The following is a 24,192-nucleotide window of genomic DNA, read 5'->3' as shown; positions in this document are numbered from 1 at the left end:
AAAAGGCCCTCTTGCGAGGGCCTTTTTATTTGGACGTCCAGACGTCCGGATGGCTACATCCTGTAAACCAGATTGTTGCGGATCTGTACGTAGTCGCCCGGCCTGACCTGCGGGTCCGCCGCCTGCGTCACGGTGGCGTAACGCCCGTCGTCGAGCTTGACCGTGACCTGCCAGACCACATCGGGACTGCTGTTGTTCTTGCCGACCTGGTTGCCGATGGCGCCGCCAGCGACGGCGCCTGCCACCGTGGCAAGGGTCTTGCCGCTGCCTCCGCCGACCTGGTTGCCGAGCAGGCCGCCCGCCACGCCGCCGATGACCATGCCAAGCGGCGACGATTCCTTCTGGGCCTGGATCTGGCGGACATCACTGACCACGCCACATTGCTCGCAACGATTCGAACTGCCGCTGTAGGTCACTTGACGCTGCGGTGGCGTCTCGCACCCGGAAACAAGCGCGACAGCGGAAATCAATCCAACGACAGCCAAATGTCTAAGCAATGTCTGCATGGCGTGAATCCTCAGTGAGCGTCGGAAACGGCTACCACACCTTCCTGTACCTGCAGCCTGTCACCCGGATCGTGATCCATTCGTACAGTACGGGTGACGCCGTTGTACTCGTAACTCACGTCGTAAGCCACGACCTTGTCACCACCATTGCCCTGCACCGTCTCACACTTGCGCTGCGTGGTCTGCGTCGTGGCGTTGCGCTGGTGGTTCGCCTGGATCTCGTGGCCGGCGTAGCCACCGCCCACGGCGCCAGCCACCGTGGCAAGCGTGCGGCCCTTGCCGCCGCCGATCTGGTTGCCCAGCAGGCCGCCTGCGACGGCGCCAATGGCCGTACCGGCGATCTGATGCGTGTCCTGCACCGGCTTGTGCTGGGTCACGACCTCGTCATGGCACACCTGCTGGGGCGCGCTGGCCGCCTCGTGGACCGGCGTCACACTGACCACGCGAGCGTACTTGGCACCGTCCTGGGTGCCCTGCTGGGAGCCCTGCTGTGCCGTGCCGCCCACACCACCGTCGGCATTCGCTTCGCGATTGCAGGCCGACAGACCAAACACAAGTACGGCGCTGAGTCCAAGATTCAGCGCTGAAACGACCAACCTGCTCATAATGCTCTCCTGTCTGGATCGGCGGAGCACCCCGCTTCCGCCTGATTCGATCCGAACGTGCAACCATTGAACCTTTCGATGACTGAATATTCGCTTAGATCGAAGCTGGCCATTTTCCAGAGACAGGAAGCAGTCATCTGTGCTCGAACTCACTGATAGCCACGCCCACGTCGACGACGCCGGTTTCGACCCCGATCGCGACGACGTGTTTGCCCGCGCCAGCAGCCATGGCGTCCGGCACGTCATCGTGCCTGGCGTCGACCGCGCCTCCTGGCCCCGCATCGCGGCCCTTTGTTCCAGCCACCCGCAGGCGCATCCGGCTTACGGCCTGCACCCCATGTTCCTGGCGCAGCATCGCCCCGCCCATGTTGACGACCTCGTCACACATTTGAACGGCCACCACGCCGTGGCCGTGGGGGAGATCGGCCTCGACTTTTTCGTCGAAGGCCTGGACCCCGGCCTGCAGCGCGACTACTTCCAGCGACAGCTCCGCGTCGCGCGGGATTTCGACCTGCCGGTCATCGTGCACGCGCGCCGGGCCATGGACGAAGTCACCTCGACCATGAAGCGCATGGGCGGGCTGCGCGGCGTGGTTCACAGCTTTTCCGGCAGCCTGCAGCAGGCGGAGCGACTGTGGGAGATGGGCTTCCATATCGGCATTGGCGGCCCGGTGACGTATGAGCGCGCCCAGCGCCTTCGCCATATCGTGGCGACCATGCCGATCGAGCGATTGATGCTGGAGACGGACTCCCCCGACCAGCCTGGCGCGGGCCAGCGCGGCCAGCGCAACGAGCCCGCGCACCTCGTCGAAGTGCTTGCCGCCGTCGCACAGCTGCGCGACGAAGGCGAGGCATCCATTGCCGCCACGACCACGGCAAACGCGAAGCGACTATTCCGTATCTGACGCTTGTGGGTCGGCAGATCGCGATGCTAGCCTATTAGTTCACTGGCGAACTATTCTTTAGTGAAATGACCAGACTGCATGAATGCCTCGCGCTCATGGATGCCGGCACCGCCCGCGTGGGCGAAAGCATCCCCGACCTCCCCTTGCCCGAAGTGCGGCTCACGCGCCTGCTGCTGCTGGTGGGAGGCACCTTGCTCACCGAGCTGGAAGCCACGCTCAAGCCCCACGGCCTGAATGACAGCGACTTCCGCACCCTGATGCTGATCTACAGCAGCCCCCAGGGCAGCGCGACGCCCGGCGAACTGTGCGAGTACGCGCAACAAGGCCCCACCAACATGACGCGGATCGCCAACGTGCTGGTGAAGGCGGGGCTTGTCACACGCGCACCGAGCGCCGAAGACCGCCGCCGGGTCCTGCTGAGCATCACGCCGGCCGGCAAGCGCCTCGTGCGCAAGATCCTTCCACCACTGTTTCCCCGCGTGCTGGGTGCATTCGCGTCACTGAGCACCAGCGACAAGCGCACGCTCGACCGCCTGCTGCGGCAGGTCGCACTCAATATCGACACGCTCACTCAATCGGACCGTCGTCCATGACCTCTCGCTTCCTGATACACCGGGGTGTCGGCCGTACCGCGACGCTGGCGGGCGCCATCGCGCTCGCCGTCGCCGGATGCGCCATTCCCGCCCGGCTGGATCACCCGCCCATTCGCGACGATGTACCGCTCGCGGGACTGCAGGTTCCCGCCGGCGCCGGCTGGCCGGAAGCGGAGTGGTGGCGCCAGTACAACGATCCCCAGCTCGACGCGCTGATGACCCAGGCGATGAAGGGCTCTCCCGATCTCGAACAGGCGCGTGCGCGGGTCGATGCCGCCCAGCAGTCGATCCGCATTGCCGCGGCCCAGGCCGGGCTTACCGTCGGCGGAAACGCTCAATTCCAGCGCCAGCGCCTGAGCGAAACCGGGCTGATCCCGCCCAAGTTCCTCGGCTTCACCTGGTACAACCAGGCGGACCTCGGCGTGCAGGCGCAATACGATTTCGACTGGTGGGGCAAGCAGCGCGCCGCGATCGAGGCTGCCGTGGACCAGGCCCACATGGCCGAAGCGCAACACAGCGCAGCGGCACTGAGCATCCAGGGCAGCGTCGCCGACACCTACTTCGGCTGGCTCGCGGACGAGGCGCGCCTTGCCGTTGCGCGCGACGCCGTGGCGAACCAGGAGCAACTGGCACATCTGGCGGGACTGCGCGTGCGCCAGGGCGTGGACCTTCCCGACACGGCGCAGACGGCGACGGCGCAACTGGCCGCGAGCCGCGAACTGCAGGTGGCGCTGGAAGGGTCGGCGAAGATCCGCCTCGCCGCCCTGGCCAGCCTGCTGGGCGTGTCGCCGTCCGAGCTGCCTCCGTTACAGCCCCGTCCCCTGCCCGCCCTGGGCAACGGCCTGCCGGACAACGTGGGCGTGGACCTGATCGCGCGCCGCCCGGATATCGCCGCCAGCCGTTGGCAGGTGGAATCGGCCTTGCGCCAGACCGACGTGGCCCGCGCGGAATTTTTCCCCGACATCAGCATCAGCGCGATGGCGGGCCTGTCCAGCATCGACATGGACAAGTTCCTCAGTGCCGGCAGCCGCGTGTTTGCGCTGGCCCCGGCGCTGCACCTGCCCATTTTCACCAACGGTCTGCTCAAGGCCAATTACGGCGTCAGCAAGGCGCAGCTCGATGCCGCCGTGGCGCAGTACAACAGCACCGTGCTGGGGGCCGCGCGCGACGTCGCCACGCAAAGCCTCACCGCCCAGCAGATCGCCGGACGCCGCACCGAGCAGGCCACCCAGGTGGCCGCCGACCAACGGCTGCTCGCCAGCGCACAGGCGCGCAGCCGCCAGGGTGTTCGCGACATCCGCGAATCGCTGGGCGCCCGGGCGCAACTGCTGCAGCAGCGTGACACCGCCATCAACCTGCAGGCGCAGGCGCTGTCCACCGATATTGCGCTGATCAAGGCGCTGGGCGGCGGTTATCGCGCCGCAGCCCCCGGCCAGGCGTCCAGCGACGCTTCCTCCCCCACCCCACCCACGAACCTTGCCGGAGACGCCGTTCATGAGCGCCACTGATTCCGCTGCCAAACCGCAGGACAATGACAGCGGCATGGCCGCCAAGGATCCGGCCAAGCGCCGTCGCGCGCTGCTGATCGTGGCCTCCATCTTCATTGCGATCGCACTGATCTGGGTGTTGCTGTGGGTGTTCGTGTTCTCCACCCGCGAGAGCACCGACAACGCTTATGTGGGCGGCAACCAGGTGGCGATCTCCGCGCAGGTGCCCGGTACGGTCGTGGCCATCCTCGCCGACGACACGCAGCGCGTGGAAGCCGGACAGGTGCTGGTGAAGCTCGACAACACCGATGCCGACGTTCGCCTGCAGCAGGTCAGCAGTGCGCTCGCGCAGACGGTGCGGCAAGTGCGCCAGCAGACCGAAACGGCCTCCAGCAGCCTGGCCCAGGTCGCCAATGCCCGCGTCGACCTCAAGAAGGCACAGGCGGATCTTGCCCGTCGCCTGCCGCTGATCGCCGAGCAGGCCGAAGCGCCGGAGACCGTGCAGCATCTGCGCGATGCCGTCGAACAGGCGCAGGCCGCGTTGAACGCCGCCCAAGCGCAATCGGCTGCGTCGCATGCCTCGGTCGAGGGCACCGATGTCGCCAACAACCCGGCGGTCATGCAGGCCCGCGCCAACTTCCGCGCGGCGTGGGTTGCCGCGCAGCGCAACGCGATCTATGCGCCGGTCACCGGCTACGTTGCCCAGCGCAGCGTGCAGGTAGGCAACAGCGTGCAGGCGGGCCAGCAGCTGATGACGGTGGTGCCCCTGCACAACCTGTGGGTGGATGCGAACTTCAAGGAAAACCAGCTGCGCCACATTCGCGTCGGCCAGCCGGTGAAGATCGAAACCGATGTCTACGGCGGCAGCGTCGAGTACCACGGCAAGGTGGCCGGACTGGGTGCCGGCACCGGCAGCGTGTTCTCGCTGCTGCCGGCCCAGAACGCCACCGGCAACTGGATCAAGGTCGTGCAGCGCGTACCGGTTCGCATTGCCCTGGATGACAAGGAACTCGACCAGCATCCGTTGCGCGTGGGCCTGTCCACCGATGTCAAAGTCGACATTTCCGATGACCGGGGCCCGGTGATGGCGCCCGCCAACAACGGCCAGCCGGTGGCGCAGACGGATGTCTACGAGCAGATGGCCAGCAAGGCCGACGCGGAGGCCGAGAAGATCATCCAGGCCAACCTGGGCCAGCGCAGCGCGAACTGACCGGCGACCCCACCGACCATGGCCTCCACACCCAACGACGTCCAGCCGCTCGAGCCGCTGCATGGCAGCGCGCTTGTCCTGCTGACCATCGCCGTCGCGTTCAGCACCTTCATGGAGGTGCTGGACATGACCATCGTCAACGTTGCCGTGCCCCACATCTCGGGCAGCCTTGGCGTGAGCGCCAGCGAAGGCACCTGGACCATCAGCTCCTATTCGCTGGCCAGCGCGATCATGCAGCCGCTGACCGGCTGGATCGCGCGCCGTTTCGGCGAGGTGCGCACCTTCGTGGTCTCGGTGTTGCTGTTCGTGGTGTTCTCGATGCTGTGCGGCCTGGCCACCAGCATGCCGATGCTGGTGTTCGCGCGCCTGATGCAGGGCGCCGGCTCCGGCCCGATGGTGGCGTTGTCGCTCACCCTGTTGCTGTCGAGCTATCCCAAGGCGAAACAGGGCATCGCACTCGCGCTGTGGGCGATGACGGTGGTGGTCGCCCCGATCTTCGGCCCGATCCTCGGCGGCTGGCTTACCGACAACTTCTCGTGGCCGTGGATCTTCTATATCAACCTGCCCGTCGGCCTGCTGGCGGGCATCATCACCTGGACCCTGCTGCACAAGCGCGAGACCAAAACCTTCAAGGCACCGATCGATGCCATCGGCCTGTGCCTGCTGGTGCTTGGCGTGGGCTGCCTGCAGTTCATGCTGGACAACGGCAACGACAACGACTGGTTCGCCTCGCCGATGATCACCACGCTGGGCATCATTGCCCTGCTCTGCCTGACCTTCCTGGTGGTATGGGAGCTTCACGCCAGGCACCCGGTGGTCGATCTTTCGCTGTTCAGGCAGCGTAATTTCACCGTGGGCGTGACCAGCCTGTCGCTGGGCATGTTTGCCTTCTTCGGCATCAACGTGGTGTTTCCGCTCTGGCTGCAGACCACCATCGGCTACACCGCCACCTGGGCCGGCCTGGCCAGCGCACCGGTCGGCGTGCTCGCCTTCCTGCTCGCGCCGATCCTGGGCCGCAACCTGCACCGGCTCGACCTGCGCATGGTGGTGACGTTTGCCTTCGTGGTGTTCGCGGCGACGTCCTACTGGTTCTCCACCTTCGACAGCAGTGCCTCGTTCAGCACGCTGGTGCTGCCACGCTTCATCATGGGCATGGCCATCCCGTGCTTCTTCATCCCGCTCAACCAGATCTACCTGTCCGGCCTGCCCGCCTCGGAAATCGCCAGCGCCTCGGGCCTGTCCAACTTCTTCCGCACGCTGGGATCGAGCGTCTCCACGGCGGTGACGGTGACCCTGTGGCAGCACCGCGGCGAACTCCACCATGCCACGCTGACCGAATACGTGAGTCCCGGCCAGCCGGCAGCCACGCAGTTCGTGCAACAGCTGTCGCACACCAGCCTGTCCCACCAGCAGGCCCTGGGCCTGATCGACCAGCTGGTGACGCGGGAAGCCCTGACCCTGGCGGTGAACGACGTTTTCTGGATGTGCGCCATCCTGTTCCTGCTGCTGATTCCGGTGCTCTGGTTCGCCAAACCGCCGTTCGGCAGCGCCAGCGGGGCGATGGGCCACTGAGGACAGATGCCTGTTCCGGCTTGCCTTTGCTGCGATCCGGGGTGCAGCAATTGAATACCACTTGGGCGACTGGTGCGGCGCAATACCTTCTGCTAGTTTGTGCCGCATGGCACAAACTATCCGCACCATCAAGAAGTACCCGAACCGCCGGCTCTATGACACGGAGATCTCCAGCTATATCACGCTGGAAGAGGTCCGCCAGCTGGTCCTGGACGGCGAAACCTTCGAGGTTCGCGACGCCAAGAGCGGCGAGGACCTGACCCGCTCGGTCCTGCTGCAGATCATCTCCGAGCACGAGGAGAAGGGGCAGCCGATGCTCTCGCCCCAGCTGCTCAGCCAGATCATCCGCTTCTACGGCGATTCGCTGCAGGGCTTCATGGGGCCTTATCTGGAGCGCAGCCTGCAGGTCTTCCTGGACCAGCAACAGCAGTTCCGGACCCAGCTCAACAGCCTGCTCGGCCAGACGCCGTGGTCGATGCTGAACGAGCTGACCGAACGCAACATGGAAGCCTGGCGCAACATGCAGCGCGGCCTGATCGACTCCGCCGCCCAGGCGCAGACGCCACGCGGCGGCAAGAAGCCTGGCTGATCCCATCCGGCCGGTGCCCGTCGGCACCGGCCTCCCTTAATCCCACCTGCCGCTGCGGTACAGCATGTGCTGCCCTGCGGCATGGCCGTGCATGGAACCCGCATGACCTCCTCCGCAAATAGCCCGCGCGTTGCCATCGTGACCGGAGGCCTGGGCGGCCTCGGCACGGAAATCTGCCGCCAGCTGGCGCAGGCCGGCCGACAGGTGATCGCCGTCGACCTGGCCGGGCGCACGGAGCGCCTGGAGGCCTTCCGGCACGAACTGGCCGACCTCGATGGCGCGGTGGTGTTCGAGCCCGGCGACGTCAGCCATTTCGATGGCTGCGCGGAGTTGATCGGCCGGGTGGAGCAGCGCCACGGCAGCGTCGACATCCTGGTCAACGCCGCCGGCATCACCCGTGACACCAGCCTGCGCAAGATGACCCCGCAGCAATGGCACGAGCTGATGCGGGTGAACCTCGACGGCGTGTTCAATACCTGCCGCAACGTGGTTGAAGGCATGAGCGCGCGCGGCTTTGGCCGCATCGTGAACCTCAGCTCGGTGAACGGGCAGACCGGCCAGTTCGGCCAGACCAACTATTCCGCCGCCAAGGCCGGCGTCCATGGCTTCGGCATGGCGCTGGCGCGCGAGACGGCCCGCAAGGGCATCACGGTGAACACCGTCTCGCCGGGTTACTGCGACACCGCCCTGGTCGCCGCGGTGCCGACGGATATCCGTGAGCAGATCATCGCCGACATCCCGGTCGGCCGCCTCGGCTCGCCGGGCGACATCGCCCGCGCCGTGCGCTTCCTCACCGCCGACGATGCCGGCTACATCACCGGCGCGAACCTGCCGGTGAACGGTGGCTATTTCATGAGTTTCTGAGGCACCGCGTGGAATTGGCGCGCTCATGCTGCGGGCGCGTCACCACCGGCGGCGCACTCACGCTACGCTTGCAGGAATCGCACGACGACGTGCATCCATCACCGGCAGCAAGAGCCTCGGGAGCGGCATGACGCAACCTTCGATCACCCTTATCGGCGGCGGCCTGGTTGGCGCCCTGCTCGCGCAACAGCTCGCTGGACGCGGGTTCGTCGTGGATGTGTACGAGAAGCGGCCCGACCCGCGGATTGCCGGCTTCACCGGTGGACGATCCATCAATCTCGCCCTGGCCGAGCGTGGCCTGCAGGCCTTGCGCCAGGCCGGCCTGGCCGAGGACGTGCTCAGGCGCGCCGTGATGATGCGCGGCCGCATGGTGCACACGCGCGACGGCCGCTCCGGCCTGCAGCGCTACGGCGTGGACGACAGCGAGGTGATCTGGTCGGTCTCGCGCGGCGCGCTCAACATGTTGCTGCTCGACGCGGCCGAAGCGGCCGGCGTGCGCTTCCACTTCGGCCAGTCGCTGGTACATGCCGATTTCGATGCCGGGCGCATCCGCCTTGCCGATGAAGCGGGCGTGGAACGCGACGTCGCCGCCCCGGTGGTGATCGGCGCCGACGGCGCCGGATCGGCGCTGCGCGCCGCCATGAATGCGCATGCCCCGCTGGGCGAGCGGGTGGAATCGCTGGGTCACGCCTACAAGGAGCTGGAGATCCCACCCGCGGGCACGCTGCCCACGGCGCTCGTTGGCGACAGCGGCGGCCATGACCAGTTCGCGCTGGAGCCGCATGCGCTGCACATCTGGCCGCGCGGCGGCTACATGTGCATTGCCCTGCCCAATACCGAGGGCAGCTTCACCGTCACCCTGTTCCTGCCGGCCAGGGGCGCGCACCCGAGCTTTGCCACGATTCCGCAGGCGCAGGCGGCACGCGACTTCTTCCAGGACGACTTTCCGGACCTGCTGCCGCTGATCCCCGATTTTGCCGCCGACTACGACGGCCACCCGGTCGGCACACTCTCTACGCTTTACCTGCAACGCTGGCACCTGGACGGACGGGCGTTGCTGGTGGGCGATGCCGCGCACGCCATCGTGCCGTTCCACGGGCAAGGCATGAACTGCGGGTTCGAGGACACCGTGGTGCTGGCCTCCCTTCTGGCCGAGTCGCCGGGCGACACCGCCCGCGCCTTTGCCGAGTTCCAGCGCATCCGCCAGCCGAATGCGGACGCCATTGCCGCGATGGCGCTGGAAAACTACGTGGAGATGCGCGACTCGGTGGCCGATCCGCACTATCTCGCCAAGCGTGAGCTGGGCGCCTTGCTGGCCGAACGCGCGCCGCAGCATTTCATGGCCCGCTATCGCATGGTCACCTTCACGCACCTGCCGTACGTCTATGCGTACGAGCGCGGACGGGCGCAGGACGAGCTGTTGCAGCAATTGCTGCGCGGCTCGGCGCAGGCAAGCTCGGTTGACCTGGACGCCGCGGTCGCCACGCTCCGCGCCACCCTGCCGCCCTTGCCCGACCTGCGGCATGGATGAACACCTGCTCGCCGCCTTCCGGGCCACGGATTACCGGGTGCGCCTGGCCGGCGGCGGCAGCGCCAGCATCCGCATCGACCTCCCCTTGCCGGCCCCGCTGCGTCAGCTCGTCGGCCCGCGGCCCTGGGGTTTCATCACGGCGTGGAACCCGCGCTCGCAGCCTCGCTCACGCGAGGCGAACCGGCAGGCCCAGCGGCAACTGCTGAGCGCGCTGCGGCAACGAGCGGACACGCTAGGCGTCTCCGTAGGCCTGGGCGTGGGCAGCAACGGCTGGAAGGAACCGAGCCTGCTCGTGGTCGGCCCCCCGACGGACGCACTCGACCAGCTCGCCCGGCGTTTCGGGCAACTCGGCTACGTGCACGGGGTCGGCGACGGGCCCGCCGGGCTGCGCCTGCTGTCGTGGCCGTGATGCAGGTCGGACCGGCAGCAGACCCCGCCTTGCACGCTCCGTCGGCACGGTCCACCAGGCCCGAACCGCCTGGCGGCAGCGCGCCGCATGGACAAGCGCGCCAGCCATTGCGGACAATCCCGTCATGACTGCCCTGTCCGCTGTCGCCCCTATCCCGCAGGATGTGCTGCTGGAAGCCCGGGCGCTCTCCTTTTATCGCCTGGACGAACCGGTGTTCGGCCCGCTGGATTTTTGCCTGCGCGCGGGCGAGGTGGCGCTGGTCGAGGGCGACAACGGCAGTGGCAAGACCACCCTGCTGCGCATTCTCGCCGGCCTGCTGCACATCGACGAAGGCGAGCTGCAGTGGCGCGGCCAGCCGTGGCGCCGCGAGGAACACCTGGGCGACACGCTGTTCCTCGGCCATCACCTGGGCCTGAAATCCGATCTCAGTGCGCGCGAGAATCTCGCGGTTGCCGCAGGCACCTACGGCGTGCGCGACGGCGGCAGCATCGAGGGCGTGCTGGTCGACATCGGCCTGTCCGGCTACGAGGACGAGCCGGTGCGCCGCCTGTCAGCCGGCCAGAAAAAGCGCGCCGCGCTGGCCCGCCTGCTGCTGCTGCCGGCCACGCTGTGGCTGCTGGACGAGCCCTACGCCAACCTCGACCGCACCGGCATCGAGCTGGTCAATCGGCTGCTCGCCGACCACGCCTCACGGGGCGGCGCCGCGCTGGTGACCAGCCATGGCGCGGTGAGTTTCCTGGGCGGTGAGCCGAAACGGGTGCGCATGCACGCATGAGCCATGCGCCGCTCGCCTCCGCCTGCGCCGCCGTGCTGCGCCGCGACCTCACCCTGGCCTGGCGCCGCCGTGGCGATATCGTCATGCCGGTGCTGTATGCCTTGATCGTGATCACCCTGTTCCCGTTCGCGCTGGGTCCCGAAGACGCGCTGCTGCAGCGCATTGCCGGCGGCATCGTGCTGGTGACCATGCTGCTGGCCATGCTGCTGGCGCTCGATGCGATGTTCCGCAGCGACATCGAGGACGGCTCGCTCGAGCAGCTGATGCTGGCGCCGCAACCGCTGGCATTGATGATGGGCATGAAGATCCTCGCCCACTGGATCACCACGGCCCTGCCGTTGATCGTGATCTCGCCGCTGCTGGCCGGCATGCTGCACCTGCCGACGGCGGTCATGCCCGTGCTGGTCTATGCGCTGCTGCTCGCCACGCCGCTGCTCAGCCTGCTGGGCGCCGTGCTGGTGGCGCTGACAGCCGGCACCCGGCGCTCTGGTATGCTGCTGGCCCTGATGCTGCTGCCGCTTTGCGTGCCGGTAGTGATCTTTGCCGCCGGCGCTGTCGCCGCGGCACAACAGGGGCTGCCATGGCTCGCGCCCATTGCCTGGCTGGGCGCGGCACTGGTCATGGCCCTGGTGCTGGCACCGCTGGCCTGCGCCACCGCCCTCCGAATCGCCTTGGACGCCTGAACTTTATGGCCAACTGGATCCCGCTCTGGGTTCACAAGCTCAGCTCGCCGCCGAACTTCTATCGTTTCGCCGGCACGTTGCGCCCCTGGGCCATGGGCCTGGCGCTGCTGCTGGGCGCGATTGCGCTCTACGGCGGGCTGGTGATGGCGCCTGCCGATTACCAGCAGGGCGACGCGTACCGCATCATCTTCATCCACGTGCCCTGTGCCTGGATGGGCCTGTTCATCTACGGCCTGATGGCCGTCGCCTCGTTCATCTCACTGGTGTGGCGCATCAAGCTGGCCGAAGTGGTGGCGATGGAATCGGCGCCGATCGGCGCCGCCTTCACTTTCATCACTCTGGTCACCGGCTCGTTGTGGGGCAAGCCCATGTGGGGCACATGGTGGACGTGGGACGCCCGCCTGACCTCCGAGCTGGTACTTCTGTTCCTGTACCTGGGCGTGATCGGCCTGTACCACTCGTTCGAGGATCGTCGCCAGGGCGCGCGCGCCGCCGCCTTCCTCGCCATCATCGGCATCATCAACGTGCCAATCGTGCATTTCTCGGTGAACTGGTGGAACACCCTGCACCAGGGCTCCACCATCCGCATCCTCGGGCCGTCGAAGATGACCGGCGACATGCTGTGGCCGCTGCTGACCATGATGGCGGCCACCAAGTTCTATTACATCGCGAGCCTGTTCGGCCGCGTGCGCACCGACCTGCTGGCGATGGAAAGCGGCAAGGACTGGGTGCGCCAGATCGCGCAAGCGCAGGGAAGCACCGCGGCCCCAGGCGCCGGCGCGGCCAGGCCGGAGCGTCGCCCATGAACGGCTTCTCGTGGAGCAGCTTCATCGCGATGGGCGGTTACGCCGCGTATGTGTGGCCGGCCTATGCCGTGTTCTTCGTCGTGCTGATCGCCGACTACCTCAGCCCGGGCCTGCGCCGCCGTCGCGACCTGCGCGAGCTGCGTGCCCGCATGGCGCGACAGGGCGCGCGCCAGCAACGCAACCCATCACCACCTTGAGCGGCACTCACCGAGTCATCATGAATCCCACCCGCAAGCGCAGGCTCACCATCGTCCTCATCGTGATCGCGGCAGCCGCCGTGGCGATCGGGCTGACGGTGTTCGCTCTCCAGCAAAACATGAACTACCTGTTTACCCCCAGCCAGGTGCAGTCGGGCGAAGCTGGCAGCTACCGGAATTTCCGCCTGGGCGGCATGGTCAAGGCCGGCTCGATCCAGCGCGCGAGCGATTCGCTGAAGGTCACCTTCACCGTGATCGATGCCAACGGTTCGATGCCCGTGGAATACACCGGCATTCTGCCGGACCTGTTCCGCGACAACCAGTCGGTGATCGCCACCGGCCACATGGACAACGCCCGCTTCATCGCCACCGAAGTGCTGGCCAAGCATGACGAAACCTACATGCCCAAGGAGCTGAAGGACGCCATGGCCAAGGCGCACCAGGGCAAGCAGGTCAACGAGGCCGCCGGCCAGGACAAACCGCAATGACACCCGAACTTGGCCAACTTGCGCTGATCCTCGCGCTGCTGCTGGCATTCGCGCAGGGCGTGCTGCCCCTGATCGGCGCCTGGCGTGGCAGCCGCGCGCTGATGGCGGTGGCGCGCCCGGCCGCGGCCGGTCAGGCGGTATTCGTGGCGATGGCCTTCGGCCTGCTGGTGTGGGCGTTCCTGCAGTTCGATTTCTCGGTCCAGTACGTGGCCGACAATTCCAACCTCGCCCTGCCCTGGTACTACCGCGTGGCCGCGGTGTGGGGCGCGCATGAAGGCTCGCTGCTGCTGTGGATCTTCATCCTCAACCTGTGGACCCTGGCGCTGGCGATCCTCAGCCGCCGTCTGCCCGAGGTCTTCGTGGCCCGCGTGCTGGGCGTGCTCGGCCTGGTCGCGGTGGGCTTCCTCGCCTTCATCATCTTCACCTCCAATCCGTTCGCACGCATGCTGCCGATGCCTGCCGACGGTGGCGACCTCAACCCCGTGCTGCAGGACCCGGGCATGACCTTCCACCCGCCCGTGCTGTACATGGGCTATGTGGGCTTCTCGGTGGCGTTCGCGTTCTCCATCGCCGCACTGTTGGGCGGTGAGCTGGAACAGGCATGGGTGCGCTGGGCTCGGCCGTGGACCAACGTGGCCTGGGCCTTCCTGTCCGCCGGCATCGTGGCCGGCAGCTGGTGGGCGTACGCCGAGCTGGGCTGGGGCGGCTGGTGGTTCTGGGATCCGGTGGAGAACGCCAGCTTCATGCCGTGGCTGGTGGGTGCCGCGCTGATTCACGCGCAGGCGGTCACCGAGAAGCGCGGTGGCCTGCGCGCATGGACCATCCTGCTGTCGATCTTCGCGTTTTCGCTGTCGCTGCTGGGGACCTTCCTGGTGCGCTCGGGCGTGCTGACGTCGGTGCATGCGTTTGCGTCGGACCCGAAGCGCGGCCTGTTCATCCTGTGCTTCCTCGCCGTGGTGGTCGGCGGCTCGCTGCTGCTGTATGCGCTGCGCGCGCCGAAGGTGGCCGGCGGCAAGCCGTTCGGCGTCGTCTCGCGCGAGACCGCGATCCTCATCGGCAACCTGATGCTCACGGTGGCCGCGGCGATGGTGCTGCTGGGCACGCTGTTCCCGCTGCTCGGCGATGCGCTGAACCTGGGCAAGATCTCGGTGGGCCCGCCGTATTTCGGCTTCCTGTTCACCCTGCTGATGTTGCCGGTCGTGCTGCTGCTGCCGTTCGGTCCCTACCTGCGCTGGGGCAAGGGCGAGCCTGCGCTGCTCAAGGGCGTGCTGTGGCGCGCCGCACTGGCCGCAGCCGCGTGCGCGATCGCGGCGGCCATCATCACCGACGGCGCGGCCAGAGCCATTGCCGGCACGGCAGCGGCGGTATGGTGCGGTTTCGGCACCCTGCTCTATGTGATCAAGCGCTGGCGCGAGATGCCCGCTGGCCGCCGCTACCCGGCGGAGATGGCCGGCATGCTGCTGGCCCATTTTGGCGTCGGTGTCTTCCTCGCCGGCGTCCTGCTCACCAATGCACTGAGCGTCGAGCGCGACGTGCGGCTGTCACCGGGCCAGACCGAAAGCATCGGCGGCTACGATTTCCGTTTCGACGGCGTGCAGCAGACGCGCGGGCCGAACTGGCAAGGTGACCAGGGCACGGTCACGGTGATGCGCAACGGCAGCGAGATCGCGGTGATGCATCCGCAGAAGCGCACCTACCTGCGTGGACAGGTGCAGACGGAATCGGCGATCGACCCCGGGCTTTTCCGCGATCTCTACGTCGCCCTGGGCGAACCGATGGACCGCAGCCAGCCCGAGGGCGCGTGGGCGCTGCGCCTCTACGACAAGCCGTTCGTGCGCTGGATCTGGGCCGGTGGCCTGCTGATGATGCTGGGCGGCTTCTTCGCCGCCGCCGATCGTCGCTTCCGCACCAAGCGCGTGGCGGAAGCCGCCGCCGAGCCGGCCGGCGTGCTGCAGGAATCGCGCGCATGAGCCGCCTGATCCCGTTCTTCGGCTTCCTCCTGCTGGTCGCGCTGTTCGGCTTTGGCATCTGGTGGAACACCCAGCACGACCAGCGCGAAGTCCCCTCGCCCCTGATCAACAAGCCCGCGCCGGCCTTCGTGCTGCCCCGGCTGGAAGATCCCGCGCAGACCGTCAGCCGCGACGCCATGCTGGGCAAGCCCTATCTCATCAACGTATTCGCCAGCTGGTGCGTCGCCTGCGGCGAAGAGCACCCGGTGCTGATGACCGACGGCAAGTCCATCGGCGTGCCGCTGGTGGGCTACAACTACAAGGATGCGCCGGAAGACGCCAAGGCGTGGCTGTCGCGACACGGCAATCCCTATGACATGGTCATCGTCGACCAGGAAGGCCGCACGGCCATCGACTTCGGCGTGTACGGCGCACCGGAAAGCTTCCTCGTCGATGCCAAGGGCATCATTCGCTACAAGCGCATCGGTCCCCTCACGCCGGAAGTGATCGAAAAGGAACTCAAGCCCGCGATCGCCGCGCTCCGCAAGGAGGCGCCGTGATGCGCGCGCTGCTCCGCTGCTTGCTCGTCACGCTGCTGGTGATCGCCGGCACGGCGACCGCGCAGGCCATCGATCCGCTGCCGTTCAAGGATCACGCGCAGGAAGTCCGCTTCCAGAACCTCACGCGTGAACTGCGTTGCCTGGTGTGCCAGAACGAGAATCTCGCCGACTCCAATGCCGACCTCGCCCGCGACCTGCGCCACGAGGTGTTCGACCTGATGCAGTCGGGCAAGAGCGATGACCAGATCAAGCAGTACCTGGTCGATCGTTATTCGGATTTCGTGCTGTACGACCCGCCGGTGAAGACCAGCACGATGTTGTTGTGGTTCGGTCCGCTCGCCATCCTGCTCGCCGGTGCCGTGGTCGTTGTGTTCACCGTGCGCAAGCGCAGCCGCATTGCCCCGCCCGCCGGCGTGGATGACAAGCCGACCGACGAAGGGGACGACTGGTGAAACTGGCTTTCTATCTGATCGCCGCGGTGATGATTGCCGGGGCGCTGGTGCTGTTGTTGCTGCCGCTGGTGCGCCACGGTCGCCGGCAGGGCCGCTCGCGCAGCATTTTCATGCTGGCGATGGCGCTCGCTTTCGCGCTGCCGCTGGCCGCCGTTGGCCTGTACCTGGCCATTGGCACGCCGGTTGCCCTCGATGGCGTGCAGCCGCCCAACCGCGACATGAGCATCGACCAGGCCGTCGCCGAACTGAAAAGCCACCTCGCCGGGAAACCGGATGACCTGCAGGGCTGGTTGCTGCTGGCGCAGACCTACAGCGTCATGCGTCGCCCCGCCGAGGCGCGCGACGCCTACGACCAGGTGTTGCGGATTGATCCGGACAACAGCGTGGCCATGGTCGGCTGGGCGGAAACCGATTCGCTGGCCCGCGAGGACCATCGCATCGAAGGGCGCGCGCAGGCATTGCTGGAGCGAGCCGTGAAGCTCGATCCGCAAAGCCAGCGCGGCCTCTGGCTGCTCGGCATCGGCCAGTTCCAGCACGACCAGTTTGCGCAGGCCGCGGCCACCTGGCGCCAGTTGCAGCCGATGCTCGACCCGGGCTCCGCCGTCGCCAAGGCCGTGACCGAACAGATTGCCGTGGCCGACGCACGCGCGAGCGGCCGGGGCGAAACCGCGCCGGCAGCCGACACGCCCGCCGGACCCGCCCTGCAGGTGCAGGTGAGCCTGGCGCCCGCGCTCAAGGACAAGCTCGCCTCCGGCGACACGCTGTTTGTCTATGCGCGGGCCGAACAGGGCCCGCCGATGCCGCTGGCCGTGGCCAGGCTCGACGCGATGGCCCTGCCCGCCACGGTCACGCTCACCGACGCCATGGGCATGACGCCCCAGCTCAAACTATCCTCGGTGCCGCGCGTGTTCGTCGGTGCGCGCATCAGCAAGAGTGGCCAGGCGATGGCGCAAGCCGGCGACCTGGAGGGCAGCGCCGGCGTGGTCGACGTCAATACGCAAACTCCCATCAAGATCAGCATCGACAAGGTTCATTGATGAATCGCGACGCGCGCCGGTATTTCGCCCTGCCCTCGCCCTTTGCGATGAAGCGGGGCGGCGAACTCCACGGGGCCCGCGTTGCCTTCGAGACCTGGGGCGAGCTGAACCCGGCACGTGACAATGCCGTGCTCATCCTCACCGGCCTGTCGCCCAGCGCACATGCCGCCTCCAACGCGGAAGACCCGTCTGCCGGCTGGTGGGAGGCGATGATCGGCCCGGGCAAGGCGATCGACAGCTCGCGCTGGTTCGTCATCTGCGTGAATTCGCTCGGCAGCGACAAGGGTTCCACCTGCGCGGCTTCGGTCAATCCGGCCACGGGCGAACCCTACCGGCTGGACTTCCCCGAACTCTCGCTCGAAGACGTCGCCAACGCCGCGCATGCCGCGGTGAGCGGGCTGGGCATCGAACAGCTGGCCTGCCTGATCGGCTGCTCCATGGGCGGCATGAGCGCGCTGGCCTACATGGTGCTGCACCCTGGTAGCGTACGCGCCCACATCAGCGTGGACACGGCGCCGCAGGCGCAGCCGTTCGCCATCGCCATCCGCTCGCTGCAACGCGAGGCGATCCGGCTGGACCCGCACTGGAACCACGGCCGCTACGACGCCGACAGCTATCCCGAGGACGGCATGAGCATCGCGCGCAAGCTCGGCGTGATCACCTACCGCTCGGCGATGGAATGGAACGGTCGCTTCGCACGCATCCGGCTCGATCCGGAACAACGCGACGACAACCCGTTCGGCCTCGAGTTCGAAGTGGAGTCCTACCTCGAAGGCCATGCGCAACGCTTCGTGCACACCTTCGATCCGAACAGCTACCTGTACCTGTCGCGCGCCAGCGATTGGTTCGACATCGCCGAATATGGCGAAGGCAGCATCATGGAAGGCCTCCGGCGCATTCGCATCGAACAGGCCATGGTGATCGGCGTCAGTACCGACATCCTGTTCCCGCTGGAGCAGCAGGAGCAGATTGCCGAAGGCCTGCGCGCCGCCGGCGCCGCGGTGGAGTTCGTGGCACTCGATTCGCCCCAGGGTCACGATGCCTTCCTGGTCGATATCCCCAACTACAGCCGCGCCATCGGCGGCTTCCTCGCCAGACTGTGATCCCATGGCCGCCGGCCCCGGGACACGCTGTTAAGATGGGCCAGCAGAACCGCAACCCGAGAACGTCATGCTTACCCTGGAATTTCCCGGCTCCCGCCAATTGATCGACGCCATCGATGCCGCCGTGGCGCAGGACTCGACGCGCGCCGTCACCGACAGCCTGCGTAACAGCCTTTGCCGGCTTATCCGCAGCCAGGAAGTGAAGCTGCCCGAGTGCGTGTTCGAGACCGCCGAAGGCCGCTACGCCCGTCGCGAGCTGTACCGCAGCGACGAGCACGGCTATTGCGTGGTGGCCATGACCTGGGGTCCCGGCCAGGGCACGCCGATCCACGACCACTGCGGCATGTGGTGCGTGGAAGGCGTATGGAGCGGTGCGCTCGAGGTAGTGCAGTACGAGCGCCTTGAGGACGAAGACGGCCATTACCGCTTCCAGCCCGTCGGCTCGATCCAGGCCGGCCCCGGTTCCGCCGGCAGCCTGATCCCGCCGCACGAGTACCACACCATCCGCAACCCGAGCGACGACGCCATCGCGGTGAGCCTGCACATCTACTCCGGCCAGATGACGCATTGCGCGGTGTTCCAGCCACTGGGCCACGACCAGTACCAGCGCACCGATCGCCAGCTGGGGCTCGACCCGGTCCATTGAACCCGGCATAATCGACGGCTGCAGTGCCGGTGTGGCGGAATGGTAGACGCGGTGGACTCAAAATCCACTGGCAGCGATGTCGTGTAGGTTCGAGTCCTATCACCGGTACCACTGTTGGAAGAAAAAGGCTCGCCTCACGGCGGGCCTTTTTTGCATCTGGCCACTGGCTGCGCTGCAGGGCCGCCGGGCCAGAGGCATGGGACCCGGATCAACGCGCAGAACGCAGGGTCTCGCCGCATGGGCGACGGCACTCCTGCGGAATGCCCTGGCGGTTCGCATCCTCAGCGGGATCCAACAACAAGAAAGCCCGCTGGGGAGCGGGCTTTGCTGGGGCTGGCGGAGGCTCGCAGGGCCCGCAACGGTGTCGGCTGGCCCCGTTCTTCATGCGGGCAAGACAAGGCGAAATACGCCAGCGAACCACTCCACCAGGTCACGCAAGTGATTGAAATTGGTGCCCCCGATACGATTCGAACGTACGACCTTCCCCTTAGGAGGGGGACGCTCTATCCAGCTGAGCTACGGGGGCAACGCGTTAAATTCTGGCATGGATCGGGCGCCAACGCGATCCGGCCCGGAAGGGTGCCTGCTAGAATGGCCGTTTTCATCCAGGCGCGTCCCCCGCGCCACGCTCCAGGAGCACGCATGTCCCACGAAATCCTCACGGCACTCGGTCTCGGCAACGCGCATTCGGGCACGTATCTGGGTAACGGCGAATGGTCCAGGACCACCGACGCCGGCACGCTGCAGCCGGTGAACCCGGCGACCGGCGAAGTGATCGCCACCGTGCACGCCTCCAGCGCCGCGGACTATGACGTGCTGGTCAAGCGCGCGCAGGAAGCGTTCAAGACCTGGCGCACCACGCCGGCGCCGCGCCGTGGCGAAGCCGTGCGCCTGTGCGGCGAGGCGCTGCGCAAGCACAAGCACGAACTGGGCTCACTGGTTGCGCTGGAGATGGGCAAGATCAAGCCCGAGGGCGACGGCGAAGTGCAGGAGATGATCGACATCGCCGATTTCGCGGTGGGCCAGAGCCGCATGCTCTATGGCTACACCATGCACTCGGAGCGCCCGGGCCATCGCATGTATGAGCAGTACCAGCCGCTCGGCCTGGTGGGCATCATCAGCGCGTTCAACTTCCCCGTGGCAGTGTGGGCATGGAATGCGTTCCTCGCCGCCATCTGCGGTGACATCTGCATCTGGAAGCCGTCGCCGAAGACGCCACTGTCGGCCATCGCCAGCATGAAGATCTGCAACGAGGCGCTGAAGGCCGGCGGCTTCCCGGACATCTTCTTCCTGTTCAACGATGCCGGCACCGAGCTCTCGCAGGCGTTCGTGGACGACCACCGCATTCCGCTGATCAGCTTCACCGGTTCGACCAAGGTGGGCCGCCAGGTGGGCGAGCGCGTGGCCAGGCGCATGGGTCGCTCGCTGCTGGAGCTGGGCGGCAACAATGCCATCATCCTGGACGAGAGCGCCGACCTGAAGCTGGCCATTCCGGCCATCGTGTTCGGCGCCGTCGGCACCGCCGGCCAGCGCTGCACCACCACGCGCCGCCTGTTCGTGCACGAGTCGCTGATGAACGAAGTGACCGAGAAGCTGGTCACGGCGTACAAGCAGGTCGAAGGCAAGATCGGCGATCCGACGCTGTCCACCACGCTGATGGGGCCGCTCAACAGCAAGGATGCCGTGCAGGCTTACCTCGCTGCCGTGGCCAAGGCCAAGGCTGCCGGCGGCGACGTGCGCACCGGTGGTGCCGCGCTGTCCGACCGCCCGGGCAACTTCGTGCTGCCGACCATCGTCACCGGCCTGAAGAACAGCGACGAGGTGGTGCAGACGGAAACCTTCGCGCCGATCCTCTACGTCATGCCGTTCAAGACGCTGGACGAGGCCATCGAACTGCAGAACAGCGTGCCGCAGGGCCTGTCTTCGGCGATCTTCACGCAGAACCTGAAGTCGGCCGAGCAGTACCTGTCTGCCGCCGGTTCCGATTGCGGCATCGCCAACGTCAACATCGGTACGTCCGGCGCGGAAATCGGCGGCGCCTTCGGCGGCGAGAAGGAAACCGGTGGCGGTCGCGAGTCGGGTTCGGACGCATGGAAGGTCTACATGCGCCGCCAGACCAACACCATCAACTACTCCAATTCGCTGCCGCTGGCCCAGGGCATCAAGTTCGACCTGTAAGGCAATACCACGTTGCATCCCGGTGGACGCCGGGATGCATCGGGCACGGAAGTGGCTGCACCTGTAGCGGCATCGACGACAGGAGTTGCGACGATGGACGAGGCACGAGTGGTTCCGGAAGGACCGGCGTACAGCACGCTGGCGATTTTCAGCCTGATCTTTGCCGTTCTTGCATGGACCGTGCTGCCCTTCATGGGCCTGGCACTGGCGGGCCTTCACCTGATGAATGTCATCGCCTTGCCGCTGACCGGCTCGGTGATCGCCTCGGTCTGCGGCTGGCTGGCGCAGAAGCACATCCGCAGCTCGGCTGGCACCTTGCGCGGCGAGGGTATCGCCAAGGCCGGCCGGATCATGGCTTATACGCAATACCTGCTGGTCCTGATCCTGTGCCTGTTGGTGTTCCTGCAGGTGGTTCTCCTGCCTCGCCACTCGCCGTTCTAGCACGCCACCAGCCGCCCATGACGCCCCTGCCCCACGCTCCCTTCGACTTCCATGGCTACCGCGTCGTCGTGGCGGGCGGCAGCCGCGGCATCGGCCGCAGCATTGCCCTTGCCTTTGCCGAAGCCGGCGCCGCCGTCTCGGTGTGCGCGCGCGGCGCGGCGGCCCTGGACGAGGTGCGCCATGCCATCGCCTCGCGTGGTGTCACCGCACATACGCAACGCTGCGACCTGGCCGATGCGCAGGCCATCGATGCGTACATCGGCGAAGCTGCCGAGGTGCTCGGCGGCATCGACGTGCTGGTCAACAACGCCAGCGGCTACGGCTTCAGCGACGACGACGAGGGCTGGCTGGCGGGGTTCAACGTGGATCTGATGGCAGCGGTGCGCGCGTCACGTGCTGCCCTGGCCCATCTGAAAGCGTCACGGAATGCGTGCATTCTGCACACCTCGTCGATTGCGGCGTTTCGCCCCCGTGTGCGCGGTCCAGCCTATGCCGCCATCAAGGCTGCGTTGAGCCACTACACCACATCCCAGGCATTGCAGTTGGCGGAGCAGCGCATCCGCGTCAATGCCATCGCACCGGGTTCCATCGAGTTTGACGGCGGTCTGTGGGATCGCTGCAAGACCGAAGCACCCGAGCTTTACCAGCACACGCTGTCAAAGATCCCCTTCGGCCGCTACGGCAGGCCCGAGGAAATCGCCCATGCCGCCCTGTTCCTCGCCTCGCCCTACGCCAGCTGGATCACCGGGCAGACGCTGTGCGTGGATGGCGGCCAACTTCTGACGGGGTGACGACCCATGAGTGACCTCAGGTCCACCGAACGATTCAGCGATCGCGTCGCCGACTACGTGCGCTACCGTCCCGACTATCCCGTCGCCATGCTGGACTGGCTGCAAGGCGAGCATGGCGTGAACCCACACTGGTGGGTGGCCGACATCGGCGCCGGCACCGGCATTTCCTGCAAGCTGTTCCTGGACGGCGGCTATCGCGTCATTGCCGTGGAACCGAACGAGCCGATGCGCGCTGCCGCCCAGGGCTGGCTCGGCGACAACGCGCGCTTCCGCATCATCGACGGACACGCCACGGCGACCGGCCTGGACGACACCAGCGTCGACCTGGTCATCGTGGCGCAGGCCTTCCACTGGTTCGACCAGGCAGCCGCGCGACGCGAATTCCAGCGCATCCTGCGGCCCAACGGGCTGGTCGCGATCATCTGGAATTCCCGGCGGCTGGTCGGCACGCCGTTCCTCGAAGGATACGAGGCGCTGCTCAAGGCCTATGGCACCGACTACACCAGCGTCGCCGAGCGTTATGGCGACGAACCGCAGATGCGCCGCTGGTTCGGCGAGGACTATCGCGGCATGGGCCGCTTCGATCACGGCCAGTTGCTCGATCTCGATGCACTGAGCGGCCGGCTCATGTCATCCTCGTACGCACCGCGCGCCGGCCACCCTTCGCACGAACCGATGATGCAGGCACTGCGCGAGCTGTTCGATCGCTGCGCCGTGAACGGGCACGTCAGCTTCGACTACGACACCGTCATTTACGTGGGCAAGATGTCCTGACTATGTACGATCTGATCCGACCCCTGCTGTTCGCGCTCGACGCCGAAACCGCCCACCGGGTGACGCTGTACGGCCTCGACGTGGCCCAACGCAGCAACTTCATCCACCTCGCCGCCAAGCCGCCGGCCGAACTGCCGACCACGGCCTTCGGCATCCGCTTTCCCAACCCCGTGGGCCTTGCCGCGGGCCTGGACAAGAACGGCGACCACCTCGATGCCCTGGGTGCGCTCGGCTTCGGCTTTGTCGAAGTCGGCACCACCACGCCACGCCCGCAGCCGGGCAATGACAAGCCGCGCATGTTCCGCCTGCCCCGCCACGAGGCGGTGATCAACCGGCTGGGCTTCAACAACGCCGGCGTGGACGCGCTGGTGCGCAACGTGCAGCAGTCGGGCTATCGCGGCGTGCTCGGCATCAATATCGGCAAGAACAAGGACACGCCCAATGAAAAGGCCGTGGACGACTACCTGTTCTGCCTCGAGCGCGTGTACGCCCACGCCAGCTACGTGACGGTGAACATCTCCTCGCCCAATACCCAGGGCCTGCGCGACCTGCAGGAGGAAGCCACGCTGCGCCGCTTCATCGAGACGCTGCGCGAAGCGCAGGAGAGGCTGGGCTCGCAGAGTGGCGCACGCAAGCCGATGCTGCTGAAGATCGCGCCCGACCTTGCCGAAGCCGAGCTCGACGCGATCGCCGAGGTGCTGCTGGCGGCGCGCGTCGATGGCGTGATCTGCACCAATACCACCATCGACCACTCGGCCGTCGCCAGCGATCCGCACGGCAACGAGGCCGGCGGCCTCTCCGGCAAGCCGCTGTTCGCGCGCTCCACCGCCGTGCTGCGCGGCATGCGCCAGCGCGTGGGCGACCGCATCGGCATCATCGGCGTGGGCGGCATCATGGATGGCAGCGACGCCGCCGGGAAAATCGAGGCCGGCGCCTCGCTGGTGCAGCTCTATTCGGGCATGGTCTATCGCGGACCGGCGCTGGTCGCCGAATGCGTGGACGAGATCCGCCGCCAGCGCGGGGACACCTATGGTGGCTGAGC

Annotated in this window: 27 protein-coding genes and 2 tRNA genes; 26 read left to right on the top strand and 3 right to left on the bottom strand. The window is 67.0% G+C overall.

The window, feature by feature from the left end; all coding sequences use genetic code 11:
• Window positions 1-53: 53 nt before the first annotated feature.
• Window positions 54-506, bottom strand: coding sequence for an outer membrane lipoprotein (locus ACXU4B_RS01960; RefSeq protein WP_131407273.1), 453 nt, complete (start codon window positions 504-506; stop codon window positions 54-56).
• An 11-nt stretch (window positions 507-517) separates the two neighbouring features.
• The gene (locus ACXU4B_RS01955) at window positions 518-1,111 is read right to left on the bottom strand and encodes a glycine zipper 2TM domain-containing protein (protein WP_131407271.1); all 594 of its coding nucleotides are present in this window, start codon (window positions 1,109-1,111) and stop codon (window positions 518-520) included.
• Between the two features lie 139 nt (window positions 1,112-1,250).
• Between ACXU4B_RS01955 and ACXU4B_RS01950 the strand changes: the two genes are divergently transcribed.
• From ACXU4B_RS01950 to ACXU4B_RS01850, 21 genes are all read left to right on the top strand, one after another.
• Entirely contained in the window at window positions 1,251-2,015 is a 765-nt protein-coding gene (locus ACXU4B_RS01950; protein ID WP_131407269.1) for a TatD family hydrolase, read from the top strand.
• A 95-nt stretch (window positions 2,016-2,110) separates the two neighbouring features.
• Window positions 2,111-2,608, top strand: coding sequence for a MarR family winged helix-turn-helix transcriptional regulator (locus ACXU4B_RS01945; RefSeq protein WP_458910826.1), 498 nt, complete (start codon window positions 2,111-2,113; stop codon window positions 2,606-2,608).
• Window positions 2,605-4,116: an efflux transporter outer membrane subunit gene (locus ACXU4B_RS01940; RefSeq protein WP_131407264.1), complete on the top strand. Its 1,512-nt coding sequence runs from the start codon at window positions 2,605-2,607 to the stop codon at window positions 4,114-4,116. Before ACXU4B_RS01945 ends, ACXU4B_RS01940 begins: the two co-directional genes overlap by 4 nt.
• Window positions 4,103-5,305, top strand: coding sequence for an HlyD family secretion protein (locus tag ACXU4B_RS01935; RefSeq protein WP_131407262.1), 1,203 nt, complete (start codon window positions 4,103-4,105; stop codon window positions 5,303-5,305). The genes ACXU4B_RS01940 and ACXU4B_RS01935 overlap by 14 nt, the downstream gene beginning before the upstream one ends.
• An 18-nt stretch (window positions 5,306-5,323) precedes the next feature.
• The gene (locus ACXU4B_RS01930) at window positions 5,324-6,877 is read left to right on the top strand and encodes a DHA2 family efflux MFS transporter permease subunit (protein ID WP_131407260.1); all 1,554 of its coding nucleotides are present in this window, start codon (window positions 5,324-5,326) and stop codon (window positions 6,875-6,877) included.
• A gap of 106 nt (window positions 6,878-6,983) precedes the next feature.
• Entirely contained in the window at window positions 6,984-7,466 is a 483-nt protein-coding gene (gene phaR, locus ACXU4B_RS01925) for a polyhydroxyalkanoate synthesis repressor PhaR (RefSeq protein ID WP_131407257.1), read from the top strand.
• Window positions 7,467-7,568: 102 nt separating this feature from the next.
• Complete coding sequence (phbB, locus tag ACXU4B_RS01920; protein WP_131407254.1) at window positions 7,569-8,330, top strand: acetoacetyl-CoA reductase; 762 nt, start codon at window positions 7,569-7,571, stop codon at window positions 8,328-8,330.
• Between the two features lie 127 nt (window positions 8,331-8,457).
• Window positions 8,458-9,861 carry an FAD-dependent oxidoreductase gene (locus ACXU4B_RS01915; protein WP_131407252.1) on the top strand — a complete coding sequence of 468 codons (1,404 nt, stop codon included), beginning with the start codon at window positions 8,458-8,460 and terminating at the stop codon, window positions 9,859-9,861.
• Entirely contained in the window at window positions 9,854-10,270 is a 417-nt protein-coding gene (locus tag ACXU4B_RS01910; RefSeq protein ID WP_131407250.1) for a DUF3293 domain-containing protein, read from the top strand. Before ACXU4B_RS01915 ends, ACXU4B_RS01910 begins: the two co-directional genes overlap by 8 nt.
• A 124-nt stretch (window positions 10,271-10,394) precedes the next feature.
• Window positions 10,395-11,045, top strand: a complete 651-nt coding sequence (ccmA, locus tag ACXU4B_RS01905) for a cytochrome c biogenesis heme-transporting ATPase CcmA (RefSeq protein WP_131407248.1) — start codon at window positions 10,395-10,397, stop codon at window positions 11,043-11,045.
• Window positions 11,042-11,728: a heme exporter protein CcmB gene (gene ccmB, locus ACXU4B_RS01900; protein ID WP_131407246.1), complete on the top strand. Its 687-nt coding sequence runs from the start codon at window positions 11,042-11,044 to the stop codon at window positions 11,726-11,728. The genes ccmA and ccmB overlap by 4 nt, the downstream gene beginning before the upstream one ends.
• Window positions 11,729-11,733: 5 nt before the next feature.
• A complete protein-coding gene (locus ACXU4B_RS01895) occupies window positions 11,734-12,534 on the top strand; it encodes a heme ABC transporter permease (RefSeq protein WP_131407244.1) in 801 nt (266 codons plus the stop codon).
• Window positions 12,531-12,731 carry a heme exporter protein CcmD gene (gene ccmD, locus ACXU4B_RS01890; RefSeq protein ID WP_131407242.1) on the top strand — a complete coding sequence of 67 codons (201 nt, stop codon included), beginning with the start codon at window positions 12,531-12,533 and terminating at the stop codon, window positions 12,729-12,731. Before ACXU4B_RS01895 ends, ccmD begins: the two co-directional genes overlap by 4 nt.
• A gap of 20 nt (window positions 12,732-12,751) precedes the next feature.
• Window positions 12,752-13,219, top strand: coding sequence for a cytochrome c maturation protein CcmE (gene ccmE, locus ACXU4B_RS01885; protein ID WP_131407240.1), 468 nt, complete (start codon window positions 12,752-12,754; stop codon window positions 13,217-13,219).
• Window positions 13,216-15,189, top strand: coding sequence for a heme lyase CcmF/NrfE family subunit (locus ACXU4B_RS01880; RefSeq protein WP_131407238.1), 1,974 nt, complete (start codon window positions 13,216-13,218; stop codon window positions 15,187-15,189). Before ccmE ends, ACXU4B_RS01880 begins: the two co-directional genes overlap by 4 nt.
• Window positions 15,186-15,728 carry a DsbE family thiol:disulfide interchange protein gene (locus ACXU4B_RS01875; RefSeq protein WP_131407236.1) on the top strand — a complete coding sequence of 181 codons (543 nt, stop codon included), beginning with the start codon at window positions 15,186-15,188 and terminating at the stop codon, window positions 15,726-15,728. The genes ACXU4B_RS01880 and ACXU4B_RS01875 overlap by 4 nt, the downstream gene beginning before the upstream one ends.
• A complete protein-coding gene (locus ACXU4B_RS01870) occupies window positions 15,728-16,180 on the top strand; it encodes a cytochrome c-type biogenesis protein (RefSeq protein WP_131407234.1) in 453 nt (150 codons plus the stop codon). The genes ACXU4B_RS01875 and ACXU4B_RS01870 overlap by 1 nt, the downstream gene beginning before the upstream one ends.
• Window positions 16,177-17,217 (top strand): tetratricopeptide repeat protein, encoded by a 1,041-nt coding sequence (locus ACXU4B_RS01865; protein ID WP_131407232.1) that lies wholly within the window; start codon window positions 16,177-16,179, stop codon window positions 17,215-17,217. The genes ACXU4B_RS01870 and ACXU4B_RS01865 overlap by 4 nt, the downstream gene beginning before the upstream one ends.
• A complete protein-coding gene (metX, locus tag ACXU4B_RS01860) occupies window positions 17,217-18,320 on the top strand; it encodes a homoserine O-acetyltransferase MetX (protein ID WP_131407230.1) in 1,104 nt (367 codons plus the stop codon). The genes ACXU4B_RS01865 and metX overlap by 1 nt, the downstream gene beginning before the upstream one ends.
• A 67-nt stretch (window positions 18,321-18,387) precedes the next feature.
• On the top strand, window positions 18,388-18,966 hold the full coding sequence (locus ACXU4B_RS01855; protein WP_131407228.1) for a cysteine dioxygenase family protein: 579 nt from the start codon (window positions 18,388-18,390) through the stop codon (window positions 18,964-18,966).
• Between the two features lie 25 nt (window positions 18,967-18,991).
• Window positions 18,992-19,077, top strand: a tRNA-Leu gene (locus ACXU4B_RS01850).
• Window positions 19,078-19,415: 338 nt separating this feature from the next.
• Here the strand turns inward: ACXU4B_RS01850 and ACXU4B_RS01845 are convergent.
• A tRNA-Arg gene (locus ACXU4B_RS01845) sits at window positions 19,416-19,492 on the bottom strand.
• A 116-nt stretch (window positions 19,493-19,608) separates the two neighbouring features.
• On the opposite strand from ACXU4B_RS01845, the gene amaB reads away from it, so the two are divergent.
• The 5 genes from amaB (at window position 19,609) to ACXU4B_RS01820 (ending at window position 24,190) form a co-directional block, all read left to right on the top strand.
• The gene (amaB, locus tag ACXU4B_RS01840; protein ID WP_131407226.1) at window positions 19,609-21,144 is read left to right on the top strand and encodes an L-piperidine-6-carboxylate dehydrogenase; all 1,536 of its coding nucleotides are present in this window, start codon (window positions 19,609-19,611) and stop codon (window positions 21,142-21,144) included.
• A 93-nt stretch (window positions 21,145-21,237) separates the two neighbouring features.
• Window positions 21,238-21,585, top strand: a complete 348-nt coding sequence (locus ACXU4B_RS01835; protein ID WP_131407224.1) for a hypothetical protein — start codon at window positions 21,238-21,240, stop codon at window positions 21,583-21,585.
• Window positions 21,586-21,602: 17 nt separating this feature from the next.
• Window positions 21,603-22,376 (top strand): SDR family NAD(P)-dependent oxidoreductase, encoded by a 774-nt coding sequence (locus ACXU4B_RS01830; RefSeq protein ID WP_131407222.1) that lies wholly within the window; start codon window positions 21,603-21,605, stop codon window positions 22,374-22,376.
• 6 nt (window positions 22,377-22,382) lie between these two features.
• A complete protein-coding gene (locus ACXU4B_RS01825) occupies window positions 22,383-23,150 on the top strand; it encodes a class I SAM-dependent methyltransferase (protein ID WP_131407220.1) in 768 nt (255 codons plus the stop codon).
• A gap of 2 nt (window positions 23,151-23,152) precedes the next feature.
• Complete coding sequence (locus tag ACXU4B_RS01820) at window positions 23,153-24,190, top strand: quinone-dependent dihydroorotate dehydrogenase (protein ID WP_131407218.1); 1,038 nt, start codon at window positions 23,153-23,155, stop codon at window positions 24,188-24,190.
• Window positions 24,191-24,192: the final 2 nt, after the last annotated feature.

The sequence above is a fragment of the Dyella soli genome, from assembly GCF_054482295.1.
This window is presented reverse-complemented; position numbering and strand designations above follow the sequence as displayed.

Bases quoted from the DNA above. Each gene is read 5' to 3' on its own strand.
- ACXU4B_RS01960 (WP_131407273.1), bottom strand. From the start codon at position 506: ATGCAGACATTGCTTAGACATTTGGCTGTCGTTGGATTGATTTCCGCT.
- ACXU4B_RS01955 (WP_131407271.1), bottom strand. From the start codon at position 1,111: ATGAGCAGGTTGGTCGTTTCAGCGCTGAATCTTGGACTCAGCGCCGTA.
- ACXU4B_RS01945 (WP_458910826.1), top strand. From the start codon at position 2,111: ATGGATGCCGGCACCGCCCGCGTGGGCGAAAGCATCCCCGACCTCCCC.
- ACXU4B_RS01940 (WP_131407264.1), top strand. From the start codon at position 2,605: ATGACCTCTCGCTTCCTGATACACCGGGGTGTCGGCCGTACCGCGACG.
- ACXU4B_RS01935 (WP_131407262.1), top strand. From the start codon at position 4,103: ATGAGCGCCACTGATTCCGCTGCCAAACCGCAGGACAATGACAGCGGC.
- ACXU4B_RS01930 (WP_131407260.1), top strand. From the start codon at position 5,324: ATGGCCTCCACACCCAACGACGTCCAGCCGCTCGAGCCGCTGCATGGC.
- phaR (WP_131407257.1), top strand. From the start codon at position 6,984: ATGGCACAAACTATCCGCACCATCAAGAAGTACCCGAACCGCCGGCTC.
- phbB (WP_131407254.1), top strand. From the start codon at position 7,569: ATGACCTCCTCCGCAAATAGCCCGCGCGTTGCCATCGTGACCGGAGGC.
- ACXU4B_RS01915 (WP_131407252.1), top strand. From the start codon at position 8,458: ATGACGCAACCTTCGATCACCCTTATCGGCGGCGGCCTGGTTGGCGCC.
- ACXU4B_RS01910 (WP_131407250.1), top strand. From the start codon at position 9,854: ATGGATGAACACCTGCTCGCCGCCTTCCGGGCCACGGATTACCGGGTG.
- ccmA (WP_131407248.1), top strand. From the start codon at position 10,395: ATGACTGCCCTGTCCGCTGTCGCCCCTATCCCGCAGGATGTGCTGCTG.
- ccmB (WP_131407246.1), top strand. From the start codon at position 11,042: ATGAGCCATGCGCCGCTCGCCTCCGCCTGCGCCGCCGTGCTGCGCCGC.
- ACXU4B_RS01895 (WP_131407244.1), top strand. From the start codon at position 11,734: ATGGCCAACTGGATCCCGCTCTGGGTTCACAAGCTCAGCTCGCCGCCG.
- ccmD (WP_131407242.1), top strand. From the start codon at position 12,531: ATGAACGGCTTCTCGTGGAGCAGCTTCATCGCGATGGGCGGTTACGCC.
- ccmE (WP_131407240.1), top strand. From the start codon at position 12,752: ATGAATCCCACCCGCAAGCGCAGGCTCACCATCGTCCTCATCGTGATC.
- ACXU4B_RS01880 (WP_131407238.1), top strand. From the start codon at position 13,216: ATGACACCCGAACTTGGCCAACTTGCGCTGATCCTCGCGCTGCTGCTG.
- ACXU4B_RS01875 (WP_131407236.1), top strand. From the start codon at position 15,186: ATGAGCCGCCTGATCCCGTTCTTCGGCTTCCTCCTGCTGGTCGCGCTG.
- ACXU4B_RS01870 (WP_131407234.1), top strand. From the start codon at position 15,728: ATGCGCGCGCTGCTCCGCTGCTTGCTCGTCACGCTGCTGGTGATCGCC.
- metX (WP_131407230.1), top strand. From the start codon at position 17,217: ATGAATCGCGACGCGCGCCGGTATTTCGCCCTGCCCTCGCCCTTTGCG.
- ACXU4B_RS01855 (WP_131407228.1), top strand. From the start codon at position 18,388: ATGCTTACCCTGGAATTTCCCGGCTCCCGCCAATTGATCGACGCCATC.
- amaB (WP_131407226.1), top strand. From the start codon at position 19,609: ATGTCCCACGAAATCCTCACGGCACTCGGTCTCGGCAACGCGCATTCG.
- ACXU4B_RS01835 (WP_131407224.1), top strand. From the start codon at position 21,238: ATGGACGAGGCACGAGTGGTTCCGGAAGGACCGGCGTACAGCACGCTG.
- ACXU4B_RS01830 (WP_131407222.1), top strand. From the start codon at position 21,603: ATGACGCCCCTGCCCCACGCTCCCTTCGACTTCCATGGCTACCGCGTC.
- ACXU4B_RS01825 (WP_131407220.1), top strand. From the start codon at position 22,383: ATGAGTGACCTCAGGTCCACCGAACGATTCAGCGATCGCGTCGCCGAC.
- ACXU4B_RS01820 (WP_131407218.1), top strand. From the start codon at position 23,153: ATGTACGATCTGATCCGACCCCTGCTGTTCGCGCTCGACGCCGAAACC.